Genomic DNA, 16,116 nt, shown 5'->3' with positions numbered 1-16,116 from the left:
CACCCTGCACTACGCAGGTGGATCCAGCCGCCGCAGCGCCTCGGCCAGGCGCCGGACACCCTCGACGATGGCCTCGCGCTCCAGCAACGCGTAGCCCATGACAAGACCGGCGGGCCGCGGTCGCGCGGCCTGCGGCCCCGAGCGATGGAACAGCGGACTGACGGGATGGACGCGTACCCCGAGCCGGCCGGCCTCCCTGACCAGGGCGGGCTCCGCACTCGACTGCAAGGCCGGGATCCACACGACAAGATGCAGCCCGCTGGCCAGCCCCTGCAGTGCGATCCGGCCGGACAGGTGCTCCTGCAGCGCTTCGACCAGGGCGCGTTGCCGCGCATGCTGCAGGCGCCGCATGCGCCGGACGTGGCGATCGTAGCTGCCATCCTCCAGCAGCAAGGCCAAAGCGCGCTGGACACCTGTCGCCGCGTGGCGGTCCGTCAGGCGCTTGGCCGCGGCAAAGGTCTCCACCAGCCGCTCGGGGACCACCATATAGCCCAGCCGAAGCTGGGGCGAGAGCGTCTTCGAAAACGTGCCGACGTGGATTACGCATCCGTGCGTATCGAGCGACAGGAGCGAGGCTTCCGGCCGCCCCGAATAGCGGTATTCGCTGTCGTAATCGTCCTCGATGACCCACGCCCGCCGGTCGGCAGCCCACGCCAGCAACTCCCTGCGGCGCCCGATGGGCAGGAACGATCCGAGGGGAAACTGATGGGTCGGCGTCACGTAGACCATCTGGGCCCGGCGCAATGAACGGAGCTGGTCGGTCCGCAAACCATGCTCGTCCACATCGACGCATTGCAGATCCCCGCCATACGCCTCGAAGACATGGTGTGCCATGCGGTAGCCCGGATTCTCTACCGCCACGGAATCGCCGGGGTCGAGCAGCAGGCGCGCGCAGAGGTCCAGCGCCTGCTGGGAACCGTTCACGATCATCAGTTGATCGGTGGAGCACGATAGCCCGCGTGTCTTGCTGAGGTGCGCCTGCAGCGCCCTGCGCAGTTCAAGGTTGCCGCGCGGGTCCTCGTAAGCCAGCCGGGGCATGCGCTGTCGCTCGACGGCACGCAATGCCTTGAGCCATGTCAGCGTCGGGAAGTCGCGGCCGGCCAGCGGGCCGTAAAGGAAGTCGATCTCGCCCTTGGCCGCTACGCCCGTGTCTTGCAGTGCCATGCCCGCCACCCGCACACCCCATGCGGAAAGCCGTCCGGGGTGCGGGTCCGCCCGAACAGTGCCGGCCGGGCCGTGCGGATGGCGACGAACCGGACTGCCCGGCGCAGCGCCAGCCGCCACGCGACTGACCGCGCCGCCGCGTGTTTCGATGAAGCCATCCGCCGCAAGCTGCTCATAGACGAGCGACACGGTCGCCCGCGAAAGCCCGCGCTCAGCCGCCAGCGCGCGGCTCGACGGGAGCGGTGCGCCGACGGCGTAGGTGCCGTCCGCGATACGCGCGCGGAATTCGTCGTACAGGGCACGGCCGAGGCCACCCTGGCCATGCTTGCTACTGGGCATCCTATTCCCCGGCCGGCTCAACTGGCATGGTCAAATGGTATCAAACTGGCTGTTTTCACCCAACCGGAAGCACGGCACACTGTCGATCGGCGTCGCATCGTGGCGACGCGCGTTCAAAGTGGACCAGTCCCATGTACCTGCCGAAACATTTCGCCGAGCCGCGCGCCGAAGCCCTGCATCGCATCATGCAAGAGCATCCGTTTGCCACGCTCGTCACCCAGACCGCCGCGGGACTCGATGCCAATCACCTGCCCTTCCTGTTCGAACCAGCGGAAGGCGCGTGTGGCGTGCTGCATGCGCATGTGGCACGCGCCAATCCGGTCTGGCGCGAAGTGGCCGACGGATCGCCGGTGCTTGTGATCTTCGCCGGCGCGCAAGGCTACATCACGCCCAACTGGTACCCCGGCAAGCAGCAGACGCACCGCCGTGTCCCGACGTGGAACTACGAGGTCGTGCATGCGCACGGCACGCTGCATATCCGTGACGATGACAAATTCGTCCGCGGCGTCGTGGCCCGCCTGACCCGGCAGCATGAAGCCAGCCAGCCGCAACCGTGGAAAATGGGCGACGCGCCTGCCGATTACATCGCGGAGCAACTGCGCCACATCGTGGGCATCGAGGTCCGCGTGTCGCGGCTCGAAGGCAAGCGCAAGCTGAACCAGCACCATGAGGTGCCGGATCGGGAGGGAGCGATCCAGGGGCTGGAGGCGCGAGGGAACTGTGAACTGGCCCAGGCAATGAAGGACACGGCCAAGCCGGTGCAATGAAGGCAACAGGCGCCCGGGCGCCTGATGAAGATCGTTCCTAAAGCTCCCTGAAAGCCCTCTTTCGGATTGCGAAATTTGCCGCGACGGAGAAATCACCGATCCTTTAGCCGAGGGCCGCACTCCCCGCTCCCACGGCGCGGCGGGAGACGGCGCCACCATGAAACTACGAAGACAAGACAAATGATGCAATCGCGTACCGTCGGCGATCTCAAGATCACCCGCATTCTGGAGTACGCGGGTCCGACGCACGATCCCGCCTTCCTCTTTCCCGACATCGACCGCGGCGTGCTGGATGCCAATGCGGATCTGATGGCGCCGCATCATTGGATACCGCACATGAACAAGTTGATCGTGACGATCCAGTTCTGGGTGGTGCATGCCGGCGACAGCATCATCGTGGTCGATACCGGGGTCGGCAATTTCAAGCCGCGGGCCGGCATTGCCCGCATGAACATGCTCAATACACTGGTGCGCGAGTGGATGATCGCGGCCGGAGCCCCGCCGGAAAAGGTCACGCATGTGGTCATGACGCACCTGCACGCCGATCACGTCGGCTGGAATACCACGTGGCAGGACAACCGCTGGGTCCCGACTTTCCCGAACGCGCGCTACTACATCCCGAAGGATGACTTCCTCTTCTGCGACGAAGGCCGCAACAAGGAGGCGGGCGTGGTCGATGTGTTCGGCGAGTCGTTCTTCGACAGCGTGATGCCCGTAGTCAACGAAGGCCTTGCGGAGATGATGAAGCCCGGAGAGGAAATCGCCGGCTGCCTGCAGGTCGAACCCGCCGTGGGCCACAGTCCTGGCCAGGTCGCGTTCCGCGTGCGCTCCCGCGGCGAAGAGGCAATCTTCTGCGGCGACATCCTGCACAGCCCGCTGCAAATCGTGCGCCCCGACGTGAACTCCGGCTATTGCATACGGCCGGACCTGGCACGCAGCACTCGCCTCGCGTTCTTAAACCAGGCCGCCGACACCGGCGCGCTGATTCTACCGGTGCACTTCGGCGAGCCCTATTGCGGCTTTATCAGGCGCCAGGGCAGCGGCTTCCGCTTCGAGCCCGCGACGTGGTAGCCAACCAGGCAATCAGCCTGGCCTGCGCGGTTATCATCGTGGCTCAGTGAGTTTGCCGCGAGACCAGCCGCATGCCTGTTCCGTTTGATATCACCGATTTCCGCCTCTTCGTCAACGTCGCGGAGACGCGCAGCCTGACGCGCGGCGCGGAACGCTCGTTCCTGTCCGTGCCGGCGGTCAGCAACCGGATCAAGAACCTTGAAGACACGCTCGGCGTGCGCCTGCTGGAGCGCTCGCCGCAGGGCGTGACGCTGACGGCTGCCGGCGAGGTCTACCTGCAGCACGCGCGCGTCGTACTGACCGAACTGGAACGCCTGACCGGCAACCTGCAGCCATTCACCGCGGGCCTGAGCGGACAACTCAAGCTGGTGGCCAATACCACCGCCATCACGGAATACCTGCCACCGGTGATCGGCGATTACCTAGCCACGCACCCGGATGTCCGCATCGAGGTACGCGAACGCCTGAGCGACGATATCGTGCGCCTGGTACGCGAAGGCGGCACCGATCTCGGCATCATCTCGGGCAACATCCCCACCTCAGGCCTGCAGGCCGTACCGTTCGTCAAGAGTTCGCTGATCCTTGTCGCGCCGCTGGGCCATCGCCTGCTGGCCCAGCGCGACATCTGGTTCGAGCAGGCGCTCGACCATGCCTTTGTCGCGCTGCTCGAAGGCAGTGCCTTCCAGATGTTCTTGACGCGCGCAGCCGGCGCGCTGCACAAACCGATGACCATCCGCGTACATGTGGCGAGCCACGACGCCACATGCCGGATGGTGGCCGCCGGCGCCGGCGTGGCGATCATGCCCAAGGCCGCATTCACCCGCCTGAAGGGCGACCAGCAGATTGGTTCCTGCAACCTGCGCGATGACTGGGCCGTGCGCACCTTCCAGGTCTGCGCACGCGACCTGGACGGCTTGTCCAGCTTTGCCCGGGAGTTTGCCAATCTGCTGATCGACCGCTACGCCGCGGACGGCGAACCGGGCTAGCGCATTCGCGCACGGCGCGCTGCACCGGCTGCGTTAAGCCATCGCTAAGGACGGTTGCAGAAGTCGAAATTGTGTGCCCCCGGACAGCATGGCAACCTTGTCTCGCCAGACAACAACGAAGGCCAGACATGATCGACAAGCTTTATGGAACAGCGCGCGATGCCGTCAGCGAAGTGGCCGACGGCGCCACCATCGCGGTCGGCGGATTCGGGGGCGCCGGCATGCCCGACGACCTGATCGACGCGCTGATTGAACACGGTGCTACCGGCCTTACCGTCGTCAGCAACAATGCCGGCAACGGCGACACCGGCCTCGCCGCACTCCTCAAGGCGGGCCGCGTTCGCAGACTGGTGTGCTCGTTCCCGCGCCAGCGCGATGCCCACGTATTCGAAGCGCTGTACCGTGCCGGCGACATCGCGCTGGAGGTCGTACCGCAGGGCACGCTGGCCGAACGCCTGCGCGCCGCCGGCAGCGGCATCGGCGCCTTCTACACACCCACCGGCTATGGAACATGGCTGGCAGAGGGCAAGGAAACGCGTGAAATCAACGGGCGCGGCTACGTACTGGAATACCCCATCCATGTCGATGTCGCGCTGATCAACGCCGAGGCAGCCGATCGCTGGGGCAATCTCATCTACAACAAGACCGCGCGCAACTTCGCGCCCGTCATGGCGATGGCCGCGAACCAGACTATCGCCGCGGTAGCTCGCGTTTGCGAGCTCGGCGAACTGGATCCGGAAGCCATCATCACGCCCGGCATCTTCGTCAGCCGCGTGGTGCTGCGTGACAGCACCGCTGCAAACCCCGTGCACACGAGCTGAAGTCATGGATCAAATCGCAAAGAACCTGCTGGCCGCGCGCGTGGCGCGCGATATCCCGAACGGCTCGTACGTGAATCTCGGCATCGGCCTGCCGACGCTGGTCGCCAACCACCTGCCGCGGCATCGCGAAGTCATCCTGCACAGCGAGAACGGCGTGCTTGGCCAATGGTCGGCCGCCGAGCCCGGGCAGGAGGACTGGGAGCTGATCAATGCGGGCAAGGAGCCGATCCGGCTGGAGAAAGGCGCGGCATTTTTCCACCATGCGGACGCCTTCGGCATGATGCGCGGCGGCCATCTCGACATCTGCGTGCTCGGCGCCTTCCAGGTATCCCAGCACGGCGACCTGGCCAACTGGCACACCGGCGCCCCCGACGCGATTCCGGCGGTAGGCGGCGCCATGGACCTCGCCATCGGTGCCAGGCGCGTGTTCGTCATGATGGATCACATGACAAAGGATGGCGCCAGCAAGCTGCGCCGCCATTGCAGCTATCCGCTGACCGGCCTGGCCTGCGTCAGCCGCGTCTACACGGAACTCGGCACATTCGCCATCGGCCCGCAGGGCGTGGCGGTGATCGAGATCGTCGGCGACATGTCACCGCAGGCTCTCCAGTCGGTCACCGATGTGGAGCTCGATTTCACCACCCTGGCGACGGCCGAACTGGCCTAGCCCCGCAACGAACGGTCCGGCGGAAATCGGTCCGCACGGCGGCGCCGGTACCGCTTCGACAAAGACAAGAACCGACTTCAGGAGACAAACATGTTTGCTTGGTACAAGGCTGGATCGCCCCAGCAGAAGAAGACATTCTGGGCCTGCTATTCCGGCTGGGCGCTGGATTCCTTCGACATGCAGATGTTTAGCTTCCTGCTGCCTGCGCTGACCCTCACGTGGGGCCTGACCAAGGCGGAAGTTGGCGTGCTCGGGACCGTGGCGCTGGTCGTCACGGCGATCGGCGGCTGGGGCGCCGGCATTCTCAGCGATCGTTATGGACGCGCGCGCATCCTGGTTCTCGCCATTGTCTGGTTCACCTTCTTCGGCGTGCTCGCCGGCTTCGCCCAGTCCTACAACCAGTTGCTGGTTGCGCGTACGCTGCAAGGACTTGGCTTCGGTGGCGAATGGGCGGTCGGCGCAGCGCTCATGGCCGAAGTCATCGATCCGAAGCACCGTGGCAAGGCCATCGGCTTCGTGCAGTCGGGCTTCGCGCTGGGCTGGGCACTGGCCGTGGTGGTCGCCACGCTGCTGCTGGCGTGGCTGCCCACGGAACTGGCATGGCGCGTGGCATTCTGGAGCGGCATCATTCCTGCCCTGACCGTGCTGTTCATCCGTCGCCACGTCAAGGATTCCTCGATGTTCGAGCGCGCGCGCCAGAGCCGTGCCCCGCGCGCCTCGCTGGCTTCGGTGTTCAACCGCCGGTACGCACGTTCGCTGACGCTGTCCAGCGTGCTGGTGATCGGCCTGCAAGCTGGCTGCTACGCCATCCTGGTGTGGCTGCCGTCGCTGCTGAACCAGCGTCAGGTCGCAGCAAGCTCGTTGATCGTCACCGTGTTCATCATGGCCTTCGGATCGTTCTGCGGCTTCGCAGTGACCGCGGACCTTTCCGACCGCATCGGCAGGCGTCCCACCCTGATCCTGCTTTCGGTCTGCGCCTGGATCGTCACGGCCAGCTATATGCTGCTGCCGCTGAACGCGACGCTGGCGGCCATCCTGGGCTTCCTGGTCGGCTTCTCGGCCATCGGCATGTTCGCCGCACTGGGTCCTTTCCTCAGCGAACTGTTCCCGACCCATGTACGCACCACTTGCATGGGATTCGCGTACAACGTCGGCAAGTCCGTCGGGGCCGGGTCTGTCGTCGGCGTCGGCGTGCTGTCGACCCATATCGGGCTGGCCAACGCCATGGGCGCGTTCTGCCTGGTGGCCTACGCCTTCGCGGTATTCGGCATCCTGATGCTGCCCGAGACGCGCGGCATCGCTATCGAGAACATCGGCGAAGCGGATGACCACCGCGAGTCAGGCGAGCTGGTGCGGCCCGCAACGGCTCATACCTGACGTGCCGCCGCGCGTGCCCCGGTGCCTGATACACAATAGAACCCACACACCAACCAGAGGAGCCAACACATGATTCGACTGCTATATCTGCTGGTCAAGCCAGCCGGCATGTCCGACGAAACCTTCCGCGCGGAGTGCCTGCGCCACTACGAGATGTCGCATGAAGTACCGGGCCTGCACAAGTATGAAGTCCGCTTGGTCGCCGAGCAGCCGACCGATACGCACGTGCCCTTCCTTGACATCGGCCATGTGGATGCCATCGGCGAATGCTGGTTCCGGGACAACGCCGCGTATGCCCAGTACATGGCCTCTGACATCCGCAAGGCATGGTTCGAGCACGGCAAGACCTTCATCGGTCAGCTCAAGCCCTTCCGCACCGCACCGGTGGGCGCTGACGACGCATCAAGCTGAACCCGCTCCTCCCAAACATTCGACACCAGGAGACCCCATGCTTTACTGCGTACAGATGGACGTTAAGTTGCCCCATTCCCTGCCGGCCGAACGCGCCGAAGCCATCAAGGCCGCGGAAAAGGCCCGCGCCGTCGAAATCCAGCAATCCGGCAAGTGGCCGCACCTGTGGCGCGTGACTGGCCGCTACGCCAACATCAGCATCTTTGACGTGGACAGCCACGACGAACTGCACGAACTGCTGTCGTCTCTGCCGCTGTTCCCGTATATGTCGATTCAGGTGACGCCGCTGGCTCGCCATCCTTCCGCGATCTGATATCTGCGCCCGCTAGCCGCCGCCCTTCGTCACAGCATCGAGCCGCGCCGCCGCCCGTGCCAGCCGGCGCACGCCTTCGTCGACCTGCGCTGCATCCGTGCCGGCGAATGACAGCCTGATGGCCGCGCGCGCCCGGCGCGCCGCGTAAAATCCGCTCCCCGGAACGAACAGGACTTTCTCCGCAATGGCATGCGGCAACAGCGCGGCGGCATCCTCAACACCATCCAGCGCAGCCCACAGGAACATGCCGCCGGCGGGTAGCGCGAAGCGGATCCGCTCGCCAAACGCCGCGCGCAGCGCCGCCGCCAGCCGGTCGCGCTGGTCCCGGTAGAACGCCACTTCGGTGGCCACCTGTCCCGCCAGCCGGCCCGCCTGAAGGTATTGCGCGGCGGTCAGCTGGATCCAGGGCGGCGTGCACAGGTCGGACACCTGCTTGGCAATCACCGCGCGGCGAACGATCTCCGGCGCGGCGATCATCCAGCCGATGCGCAGCCCCGGCGCCAGCGTCTTCGACAAGCTGGCCAGATGCACCACCCACGGTCGCGCATCGGGCATCTGCGCGCACAGCGCCAGCAGCGACGCCGGCGGCGGGCCATCGAAGCTCAGTGCGCCGTACGGATCGTCCTCGACCAGCACCACGCGATACCGCGCCACCAGTTCCAGCAGCCGCAGGCGACGTGCGCGGGTCAGCGTCGCCCCCGTGGGATTGGCAAAGGTCGGCACCGTGTAGATCAGGCGCGGACGCAGCGACGGATCGGCCAGCAGGGCCTCCAGCGCATCCACGTCCATGCCGTCGTGGTCGGCCGGGACACCGCGCACATCGGCGCCGGCAAGCCGCAATGCCTGCAGCGTCGCCGGATAGGTCGGCTCCTCCACGAGCACCACGCTGCCCGGCTCCACCAGCGAGCGCACCAGGAAGTCGAAGCCCTGCTGCGATCCCGTGGTGACCAGCAATTCCTCCACCGCCGCGACCGCGCCGCGCTCCGCCATCAACGCCACCAGGGCGCCGCGCAGCGCCGGCGCGCCTTCGGTCGCGCCGTACTGCAGGCATTCCGCGGGCCGCTCGCGCAGCACCTGCGCCGACGCCGCGCCGATGCCCTCGGCATCGAACAGCGCGGCGGACGGGTAGCCGCCGGCGAACGAGATCATCTGCGGGTCGGACAAGTACTTGAACAGCTCCCGGATCGGCGATCCTTCGGGCTCCCGCAATGCCGGCACGAACGGATAAGCGGTCATGGCGTGTCCCCCTCAGCAGGCCGCGGCAGTCATCCTGAAGATGCCCTGCGCATTGCCTGCGTCAAAGCCCAGGTCGGTGCGCGAGACCGCCTGCGCGTCGTCGACATAACGGTCGCGGGTGATGAATTCGTAGAACGAGCCCGGCACCTCGCGCACGACCTCGGCGCCAGCGGCGTCGACGAACACGCGCCGCACGGGGTCCGCACGGAACGCCGTCTGGCGCACGCGCCCGCTCTGCGAGACCTCGACCTTTTCCTTCATCGGGCGGCCGATGCGCTTCTGCTGCTCGGCCAGCGCGAACACGTCTTCCACACGGTCGGTCGCGTGATTGAAGGCATTGCCTTCGGTCGCGATCCAGGCCATCTCCGGCGACTCGGCCAGCAGGCGCTCATAGTCATCCAGGCGCGGCGCGGCGTGCTGGCGGTCGAAACAGCGCGCCAGCGCGCCGATCAGCTCGGCGGCGTCTTCCAGCGACAGCGAACCCTCGCGCTCGAGCTCCCACAGCAGCGACTGGGCGCGCGGGGTCAACGGATCCTCCGAGGTGCCGGTGACACGGCTGACGGCCTGCCTGAAGCCCTCGCTGAAGCGCTCGGGATGCAGTTCGCTGACAAAGAATTGCGCGATCCCTTCGGGCGCGTCTTCATGCGCGTACGAGCGGCCGGTCATGCCGATGCGGTCCAGCGGATAGGTGCCGTTGAGCCGGTAGCCCAGCGGACGCAGGATGCGCGTGAATGCCGCCTCTCCAGCCGGCAGCGCGCCATTGTCCTGCCAGCGCACCGTGCGCAGCGCGCCGTGGTCGAAATACACCTTGCCGCCGGCCATGGCCACGTCATCGGTATAAGCCTTGCCCGTCGGCACGCGTTCCAGGATGCCGGCGAACAGCACCAGGTTCAACGCGTGCGCGACTTCCGCGCGCGACGGGCGCCCCGCTTCGCCGGCGGGAAGCCCCTCCGGCGTGGCGACCAGTTGCGCCAGGCGATCCGCGGCCGAAGCGCCAAGGTGGAGGGAAAGGAGAGGAACGACGTTCTTGTCAGACATGATCGAATGCAGCGGGAAATAAAAGGGAAAAGCCGTGCGGTGTCAGTCCACCGACGCGCCCGACAGGCGAACGATGTCGCCCCACTTCTGGCGATCCTTCTTCAGCACGTCGGCAAACGCGTCCGGCGTGCTGGGCGCGGGCTCGGCGCCGAGTTCGCGCATCTTGGCCTGCACCGCGGGATCGCCAAGCGCGCGGGTCAGGTCCTGGCTGATCTTCTGCGCCACCGTGGCGGGTACGCCGCGCGGCGCGAGCAGGCCGAACCACGGGCTGGCGTCAAAGCCGGGCACGGGGCCGGCGGCCGCCACGGTCGGCACATTGGGCAGCGCCGACGAGCGCGCCGGCGTGGTCACGGCCAGCGGCTTGAGCTTGCCGGAGCGGATAAAGGGCAACGATGCCGGCAGGTTGTCGAACATGACATCGACGCTGCCGCCCATCAGGTCGGAGATGGCCGGGCTGCTGCCCTTGTAGGCCACGTGGCTCATCTCGGTGCCGGTCATGCGCTGGAACAGTTCGCCGGCCAGGTGCGTCGAGGTGCCGTTGCCGGCCGACGCCATATTGACGCGCTTCGGGTTGGCCTTCAGGTAAGCAATGAACTCCGCCAGCGTCTGCACCCGGGCACGTTCGGCGAAGGCCGGCGACAGCACCACCACATTGGGAACGCGCGCCACCATCGTGACCGGCGCGAAATCCGCGGCGGCGTCATAAGGCAGCTTCCTGTACAGCGTGGGGTTGATGCCGAACTCCCCGACCGAGCCCATCAGCAGCGTATAGCCGTCCGCCGTCGACTTGGCGGCGGCCCCGGTGCCGACGATGCCGCCCGCTCCGGGACGGTTGTCGACCAGCACGGCCTGCTTCCACTGGATGGCCAGCTGCTCGCCGATCAGTCGCGCCACCATGTCGGTGGTGCCGCCCGGCGGATACGGCACGATGATGCGGACCGGCTTGGCGGGAAAATCCTCGGCGCACGCGATGCCGGGCACGGCAGTGCCCACGGCGAGGGTCGTTGCGGCGAGCGCGCTGAACAAGCGTTTCATGCTGTCTCCTGTCTACCTGATGTTGTCGTTATTGGCGGCCGCAGTCGAATACCGAATACGGTGAAGCAAGGACCGAATGATTTCTCATCAACTCGACGATTTCAAGCGAGATTTCGGTATAGGATGATGATCTTTAGTCATCAACTCCGCTATCACCCCCATGCGGCATCGACTTCCAAGCCTTTCCAGCCTGCGCGCCTTCGAAGCCGCCGCGCTGCATCTGAACCTGCGCCGTGCGGCAGCCGACCTGTTTATCACCGAAAGCGCGGTATCGCGCCAGATCGCGGCGCTGGAGAGCCTGCTCGGCGTGCAGCTCTTTCACCGTGCCAACCAGCGCATCACGCTGACGGCGGCCGGCGCGCTCTACAGCGGACAGGTGCGCGAGATGCTGCGCAAGCTGCAGCGCGACACGCTGGACGTCATGGCGCATGAAGGTGCGGGCGGCACGGTGGAGCTGGCATGCGTGCCCACGCTGGCGGTCGAGTGGCTGATCCCGCGGCTACCCGATTTCTACGCGCGCCATCCGGGGGTGGTGGTCAACATCAGCGCGCAGTCCGACGTGTTCCTGTTCGATGGCACGCCTTACGATGCGGCGATCCACTTTGGCGAAGCGGTGTATCCGGGCGCGCACGCGGACCTGATGTTCAACGAGGAATCCGTGGCGATCTGCCACCCGGACTACTTCGGACGCAGGAAGCGGGTCGATGCCGCGGACATTGCGCGCGCGCCGCTGCTGCACCTGGCCACGCGAAGCTTCGGCTGGAAGCAGTGGATGGACGCGGCTGGAATCGACGACGTCAATGCCATGCGCGGCGCCCGCTACGATCACCACAGCATGGTGATTGCCGCCGCGCGCGCGCGGCTGGGCATCGGACTGGTGCCGCGCTTTCTCGTCGCGGAATACCTGTCCGGCCGCCAGCTCGTGATGCCGGTTGCACGCACGCTGCGCTCGACGCACGCCTATTACCTGGTCTTGCCCGATTCGCGGCCGATGAGCGCCGCGATGCAGCATTTGCGCGCGTGGCTGCTGGAGGCCGCCGGCGCCTTTGCCGCGGCGCAGTCGGCGGCGGATGCCGGCCCCGAATCGTGTTAGCAAGGTTTGCACCCGGCATCCCTTCTTACATGCTCTGCAATCGTTGCAATGCTTCGAGGGCCACAAAGCTCGCCTGAAGCACCGCGCACACCGTGCCCTGCCAGGCTTGCACTCGGTACGAATCTTGCCGCTTCCCCGATACACGCCCATGCGAGAGCGGGCGCGATCGTGTCCGCGCGATCGTGTCCGTGTTCGCACGGGCATCTCCCCGGTAACTCAGGACACGAGCATGAGCAACTATTACGACGACGCGCGCGAACGCGGCAAGCAGTGGGACGACGACGACTGGCAACCGGAATCCGGACGCGACACCTGGCAATCGGAGCGCATGCGCAGGCAAATGACCCCCGGACAGACCAGCTATGGCGGGCCTGCCCGCCAGCAAGGCGGCGATGACGAACGCTACCAGGAGTCGTACGGCCAGCGGTCAGGACGCCAGTCGGACAATCCCGACGACAGGTACAGCGGTTACGGCGCGCAGCGCCCCGGGTCATCCGAGCGTGATCCTTATGCGCGGCGCTATGGTGAGCGCTATGGTGAGCGCTACGGCGGCCGCGACGAAGGACGCGCCTTCCAGCGCGAAGAATACCGTGGCAGCAACCGCGAGGACGAAGACCGTCGCCAGGGCAGCGACCTGCGCGCCGGCATGAACGGCGGCTACGGCTGGGAGCGCGCCCGCGAATGGCGCGATCCGCACGCGTGGCAGCGCGATGACAGGCAAGCCGAGCGCAATTGGCGCCAAAGCGCCGAGCGCGCGCGCGAGCGAGATCGCGGCATGGGTAGCCAGGGCCCCTACTTCCGCGACCTGCGCAGCGATACGCGCTACTGGACCGCCCCGGACGACGACCGCACCGACGATCAACGCCACGGCCGCCACTACAGCCGCGAGGCGGCGCAGCAACGCGGTTGGGAAGTCGACGACGATCGCGATCGGGACGAAGACCATGGCACGCTCTACAACTTCGGGCGCCGCATCGGCGAGGCCGTGGGCGACTTGTTCGGCACCTCGGAACGGCATGAACGCCCGACCGGCCCGCGCGGCTACAAGCGCAGCGACGAACGCATCCGCGACGATGTCTGCGAACGCCTGAGCTATGCGCACCGCCTGGACGTCAGCGATGTCAGCGTCGAGGTGAAGGACGGCGTGGTGACGTTGTCCGGGAACGTGAACGACCGCAGCCAGAAGTACGACATCGAAGAACTGGTCGATGCGACCTACGGCGTCAGCGAAGTCAACAACGACATTCGCGTGCGCCGCGATGCCGGCAGCACATCGCAGTCTGGCAGCGACGCGTCGTCGGGCAGCACCTGGCGCGCCTGACACGCAATGCCTCCGCCCGGAGCCGCCATTGACTGACGCTGCTCCATGAACAAGAAAGGCCTGCACCAGGCAGGCCTTCTTGTGTCACAGTGCGCGGCTAGTGCGCTTCGACATGCCGCTTGAAGTTGTCCAGGATGCTCTGCCACCCGCTCTGCTGCTGCTCGATCGGATACTCCGATTCGGCATCGAAGCGCACGCGCACGGTAACGCCCCGCGGGGTATCGGCGAACTCGACCTGCGCGGTGCGGTCGCCAAACGCGTACTCGATCAGCCTGTGTTCCTCGATCCTGGTGTAAGTGCCGGCGAAGTCGAATCCCATGCTGCCGTCCTTCGCTTCCATCCGCGAAGAGAAGTCGCCGCCCACGCGCAGATCGACCGTGGCGGCCGTGGTATGCCAGTCCTCTGACGCGGCATTCCATTGCTTGATGTCCGCCGGCGTGGTGTAGGCATGCCAGACCTTTTCCATGGGGGCCGCGACCGTGGTTTCTACCTGGATCTTCATAGTTTTCCCTTTGTGGTCAATCCGACTCAATTCAGCATGCACCAGTGTTCGTTCCCACCGACACGCGTTCAGGCAGTAATATGACCGCTCCCTCTCTCAATTGGAAGTATCGCGATGCAAGTCCTGGTGGATGCAGACGCCTGCCCGGTGGTCGTGAAAGACATGCTGTACCGGGCCGCGCAACGTGTCGAAGTCTGCGTCACGCTGGTGGCCAACCAGTATATGCGCACGCCGCCTTCCCGCTTTATCAAGGCGCTGCAGGTACCGGCGGGGTTCGATGTCGCCGATGACCGCATCATCGAGCTGGCCACCAGCGGGGATCTCGTCATTACGGCGGACATCCCGCTTGCCGCCGCCGTGCTGGACAAGGGCGCCCATGTGCTCGACCCACGGGGCAGCTGGTTCAGCCGCGAGAACATCCAGGAACGCCTGACCTTGCGCGAGGTGATGGAGCAGTTGCGCAGCGCTGGCGTCGATACCGGCGGCCCCGCACCCTATTCGCCCCAGGATGGCAAGACGTTCGCGAGCCAGCTGGACCGCTTCCTGGCACGCCATGCGCCGCGGGCCGGCACCGCCTGAAGCCTGACAGCCAGCGACGGGCCTTCAGCGTGCCGCAACCGACCGCATGCCCTTGCGATTGCGCACCAGCGGAATGGCACCGATGGCAATGCCTCCCATGCCGACGACGTTGGTGACCCAGTCGAAGGTGGGGATGCTGTAGAGCGCGATGAAGAACAGGAAGATCCCGCTGGCCGCCGGCCAGATCACGTGGCTCAAGGCCGGCCACGGTCCACGGGCCAGCATCCCGCGGTAGTACCAGCCGCAGGCCAGCCCGGTCAGCCCGAGATAGAAGCAGATCTGGAAGCCGATGGCCGTGATCGAATCCTGCAGGATGACGTTGACCGTTGGCAGGTAAGACGACACGAACAGCAGCACCAGCCCGGTGACCCAGATAAAGAGGATGGCGATGTGCGGCGTGTGCCAGCGCGGATGCAGGCGCGCATAGCGCGGGTGCAGCGCGCCGTCGCGGCTCTTGGCAAACAGCGTGCGCGTGAACTGCAGCATCTGCGTCTCGACCGTTCCCACCGTGCTGAGCAGGACCGCGATGATCGAGACATAGCCCCAGGTCGGTCCGAACAGCTTCTGCGCGATGGCGAAAATGATATTGGTGTTGTAGTGCTGGATCTCGGCATCGGACAGGCCGAGCAGCGTGATGACGATGAAGACCAGGAAGAACGCCATCAGGAACACCATCGACCAGAACGCGGCTCGGCCGGGGATGCGGTTGGCGTCGCGCGTCTCCTCGCTGAGGTTCATGGTCACGTCCCAGCCGTAGAAAAAGAAGATGGCCACCAGCGCGCCGTTGGCAAACACCCCGGGTGTGAAGGCGAAGGGCGAGAACCAGGCCAGCGAGAACGGGTGCTGCGGCGCACGGGGGAACATGACGAGACTCGCGACGATGATCGCCAGCAGGATGATGGCCTCGATGATCGTCATCAGCACCTGCACGTAGCTGGTGAGCTTGATGCCCTTGACGACGACCGCGCTGACAAAGGTCAGCCACGCAGCCGCGATCAGCGTCACGTAATGCACGTTGTTCATCAGCGGCCGGTCAAGGATCAGCAGCGTGGCGTTGGCCGCGGGGATCATGGCCGAAACCATGAACACGCAGCACAGCACCAGCAGCGCCCAGCCCGCAAGAAAGCCGAGCGTACGCCCGAATACCATGCTCACCCATGCGTAGGACGTGCCGGCACTGGCCAGTGCGCGGTTCAGGTTGATGAACGCGTAGGCAATGCCGAACATGACGACGCCGCATACCAGGATGCTCGCCGGAGCAAGCGTGCCCGCCGTCCCGATGATCGTCGAAGTCGTGATCTCGATGCTGTAGGCCGGCGCCGTGCCGGCGATGCCCATGATCACCGATTCGACGATGCCGAGCGAATCGGCGTTGAGCCTGGCGGATTCGTCCACA

At 65.9% G+C, this 16,116-nt stretch carries 17 protein-coding genes; 11 read left to right on the top strand and 6 right to left on the bottom strand.

Annotation, left to right across the window (positions count from 1 at the left end; genetic code table 11):
- Window positions 1-9: 9 nt before the first annotated feature.
- Window positions 10-1,503, bottom strand: coding sequence for a MocR-like pyridoxine biosynthesis transcription factor PdxR (gene pdxR, locus AC3FKG_RS13035; RefSeq protein WP_488743282.1), 1,494 nt, complete (start codon window positions 1,501-1,503; stop codon window positions 10-12).
- A 131-nt stretch (window positions 1,504-1,634) separates the two neighbouring features.
- Between pdxR and AC3FKG_RS13030 the strand changes: the two genes are divergently transcribed.
- The 8 genes from AC3FKG_RS13030 (at window position 1,635) to catC (ending at window position 7,916) form a co-directional block, all read left to right on the top strand.
- Entirely contained in the window at window positions 1,635-2,270 is a 636-nt protein-coding gene (locus tag AC3FKG_RS13030) for an FMN-binding negative transcriptional regulator (RefSeq protein ID WP_488743281.1), read from the top strand.
- A 180-nt stretch (window positions 2,271-2,450) separates the two neighbouring features.
- A complete protein-coding gene (locus AC3FKG_RS13025; protein ID WP_483713935.1) occupies window positions 2,451-3,341 on the top strand; it encodes an MBL fold metallo-hydrolase in 891 nt (296 codons plus the stop codon).
- 71 nt (window positions 3,342-3,412) lie between these two features.
- Window positions 3,413-4,327: a LysR substrate-binding domain-containing protein gene (locus AC3FKG_RS13020; protein ID WP_483713934.1), complete on the top strand. Its 915-nt coding sequence runs from the start codon at window positions 3,413-3,415 to the stop codon at window positions 4,325-4,327.
- A gap of 128 nt (window positions 4,328-4,455) precedes the next feature.
- Window positions 4,456-5,148: a 3-oxoacid CoA-transferase subunit A gene (locus AC3FKG_RS13015; protein WP_488743280.1), complete on the top strand. Its 693-nt coding sequence runs from the start codon at window positions 4,456-4,458 to the stop codon at window positions 5,146-5,148.
- Window positions 5,149-5,152: 4 nt separating this feature from the next.
- Entirely contained in the window at window positions 5,153-5,815 is a 663-nt protein-coding gene (locus AC3FKG_RS13010; protein ID WP_483713932.1) for a 3-oxoacid CoA-transferase subunit B, read from the top strand.
- Window positions 5,816-5,905: 90 nt separating this feature from the next.
- Window positions 5,906-7,192, top strand: a complete 1,287-nt coding sequence (locus AC3FKG_RS13005; protein ID WP_488743279.1) for an MFS transporter — start codon at window positions 5,906-5,908, stop codon at window positions 7,190-7,192.
- A gap of 69 nt (window positions 7,193-7,261) precedes the next feature.
- A complete protein-coding gene (mmlI, locus tag AC3FKG_RS13000; protein WP_483713930.1) occupies window positions 7,262-7,603 on the top strand; it encodes a 4-carboxymethyl-4-methylbutenolide mutase MmlI in 342 nt (113 codons plus the stop codon).
- Between the two features lie 37 nt (window positions 7,604-7,640).
- Window positions 7,641-7,916, top strand: coding sequence for a muconolactone Delta-isomerase (catC, locus tag AC3FKG_RS12995; RefSeq protein ID WP_483713929.1), 276 nt, complete (start codon window positions 7,641-7,643; stop codon window positions 7,914-7,916).
- A 12-nt stretch (window positions 7,917-7,928) separates the two neighbouring features.
- Here the strand turns inward: catC and AC3FKG_RS12990 are convergent, their stop codons facing one another.
- Genes AC3FKG_RS12990 through AC3FKG_RS12980 form a run of 3 tightly spaced genes read right to left on the bottom strand, consistent with a single transcriptional unit; the run spans window position 7,929 to window position 11,225 of the window.
- Entirely contained in the window at window positions 7,929-9,152 is a 1,224-nt protein-coding gene (locus AC3FKG_RS12990) for an aminotransferase-like domain-containing protein (protein ID WP_488743278.1), read from the bottom strand.
- Between the two features lie 12 nt (window positions 9,153-9,164).
- Complete coding sequence (locus AC3FKG_RS12985) at window positions 9,165-10,190, bottom strand: DUF1338 domain-containing protein (RefSeq protein WP_488743277.1); 1,026 nt, start codon at window positions 10,188-10,190, stop codon at window positions 9,165-9,167.
- A 42-nt stretch (window positions 10,191-10,232) separates the two neighbouring features.
- On the bottom strand, window positions 10,233-11,225 hold the full coding sequence (locus AC3FKG_RS12980) for a Bug family tripartite tricarboxylate transporter substrate binding protein (protein ID WP_488743276.1): 993 nt from the start codon (window positions 11,223-11,225) through the stop codon (window positions 10,233-10,235).
- 160 nt (window positions 11,226-11,385) lie between these two features.
- Between AC3FKG_RS12980 and AC3FKG_RS12975 the strand changes: the two genes are divergently transcribed.
- The gene (locus AC3FKG_RS12975) at window positions 11,386-12,318 is read left to right on the top strand and encodes a LysR substrate-binding domain-containing protein (RefSeq protein WP_488743275.1); all 933 of its coding nucleotides are present in this window, start codon (window positions 11,386-11,388) and stop codon (window positions 12,316-12,318) included.
- A gap of 229 nt (window positions 12,319-12,547) precedes the next feature.
- A complete protein-coding gene (locus AC3FKG_RS12970; RefSeq protein ID WP_488743274.1) occupies window positions 12,548-13,639 on the top strand; it encodes a BON domain-containing protein in 1,092 nt (363 codons plus the stop codon).
- Between the two features lie 97 nt (window positions 13,640-13,736).
- Here AC3FKG_RS12970 and AC3FKG_RS12965 read toward each other — a convergent pair whose 3' ends face one another.
- Window positions 13,737-14,141 carry an SRPBCC family protein gene (locus AC3FKG_RS12965; protein WP_483713923.1) on the bottom strand — a complete coding sequence of 135 codons (405 nt, stop codon included), beginning with the start codon at window positions 14,139-14,141 and terminating at the stop codon, window positions 13,737-13,739.
- Window positions 14,142-14,255: 114 nt separating this feature from the next.
- Between AC3FKG_RS12965 and AC3FKG_RS12960 the strand changes: the two genes are divergently transcribed.
- A complete protein-coding gene (locus AC3FKG_RS12960; protein WP_483713922.1) occupies window positions 14,256-14,720 on the top strand; it encodes a YaiI/YqxD family protein in 465 nt (154 codons plus the stop codon).
- 24 nt (window positions 14,721-14,744) lie between these two features.
- Here the strand turns inward: AC3FKG_RS12960 and AC3FKG_RS12955 are convergent, their stop codons facing one another.
- Entirely contained in the window at window positions 14,745-16,115 is a 1,371-nt protein-coding gene (locus AC3FKG_RS12955) for an APC family permease (protein ID WP_488743346.1), read from the bottom strand.
- Between the last annotated feature and the right edge of the window lies 1 nt (window position 16,116).

Source organism: Cupriavidus sp. 22TCCZM04-2 (assembly GCF_057798895.1).
The sequence above is the reverse complement of the archived record's forward strand: the minus strand, read 5'-3'. Positions and strand labels throughout refer to the sequence as shown.

Excerpts from the sequence above, each read along its gene's own strand:
- catC (WP_483713929.1), top strand. The coding sequence starts at position 7,641 with ATGCTTTACTGCGTACAGATGGACGTTAAGTTGCCCCATTCCCTGCCG.
- AC3FKG_RS13010 (WP_483713932.1), top strand. The coding sequence starts at position 5,153 with ATGGATCAAATCGCAAAGAACCTGCTGGCCGCGCGCGTGGCGCGCGAT.
- AC3FKG_RS12960 (WP_483713922.1), top strand. The coding sequence starts at position 14,256 with ATGCAAGTCCTGGTGGATGCAGACGCCTGCCCGGTGGTCGTGAAAGAC.
- pdxR (WP_488743282.1), bottom strand. The coding sequence starts at position 1,503 with ATGCCCAGTAGCAAGCATGGCCAGGGTGGCCTCGGCCGTGCCCTGTAC.
- AC3FKG_RS12980 (WP_488743276.1), bottom strand. The coding sequence starts at position 11,225 with ATGAAACGCTTGTTCAGCGCGCTCGCCGCAACGACCCTCGCCGTGGGC.
- AC3FKG_RS12990 (WP_488743278.1), bottom strand. The coding sequence starts at position 9,152 with ATGACCGCTTATCCGTTCGTGCCGGCATTGCGGGAGCCCGAAGGATCG.
- AC3FKG_RS12965 (WP_483713923.1), bottom strand. The coding sequence starts at position 14,141 with ATGAAGATCCAGGTAGAAACCACGGTCGCGGCCCCCATGGAAAAGGTC.
- AC3FKG_RS12970 (WP_488743274.1), top strand. The coding sequence starts at position 12,548 with ATGAGCAACTATTACGACGACGCGCGCGAACGCGGCAAGCAGTGGGAC.
- AC3FKG_RS12985 (WP_488743277.1), bottom strand. The coding sequence starts at position 10,190 with ATGTCTGACAAGAACGTCGTTCCTCTCCTTTCCCTCCACCTTGGCGCT.
- AC3FKG_RS13020 (WP_483713934.1), top strand. The coding sequence starts at position 3,413 with ATGCCTGTTCCGTTTGATATCACCGATTTCCGCCTCTTCGTCAACGTC.
- AC3FKG_RS13030 (WP_488743281.1), top strand. The coding sequence starts at position 1,635 with ATGTACCTGCCGAAACATTTCGCCGAGCCGCGCGCCGAAGCCCTGCAT.
- mmlI (WP_483713930.1), top strand. The coding sequence starts at position 7,262 with ATGATTCGACTGCTATATCTGCTGGTCAAGCCAGCCGGCATGTCCGAC.
- AC3FKG_RS13005 (WP_488743279.1), top strand. The coding sequence starts at position 5,906 with ATGTTTGCTTGGTACAAGGCTGGATCGCCCCAGCAGAAGAAGACATTC.
- AC3FKG_RS13015 (WP_488743280.1), top strand. The coding sequence starts at position 4,456 with ATGATCGACAAGCTTTATGGAACAGCGCGCGATGCCGTCAGCGAAGTG.
- AC3FKG_RS13025 (WP_483713935.1), top strand. The coding sequence starts at position 2,451 with ATGATGCAATCGCGTACCGTCGGCGATCTCAAGATCACCCGCATTCTG.
- AC3FKG_RS12975 (WP_488743275.1), top strand. The coding sequence starts at position 11,386 with ATGCGGCATCGACTTCCAAGCCTTTCCAGCCTGCGCGCCTTCGAAGCC.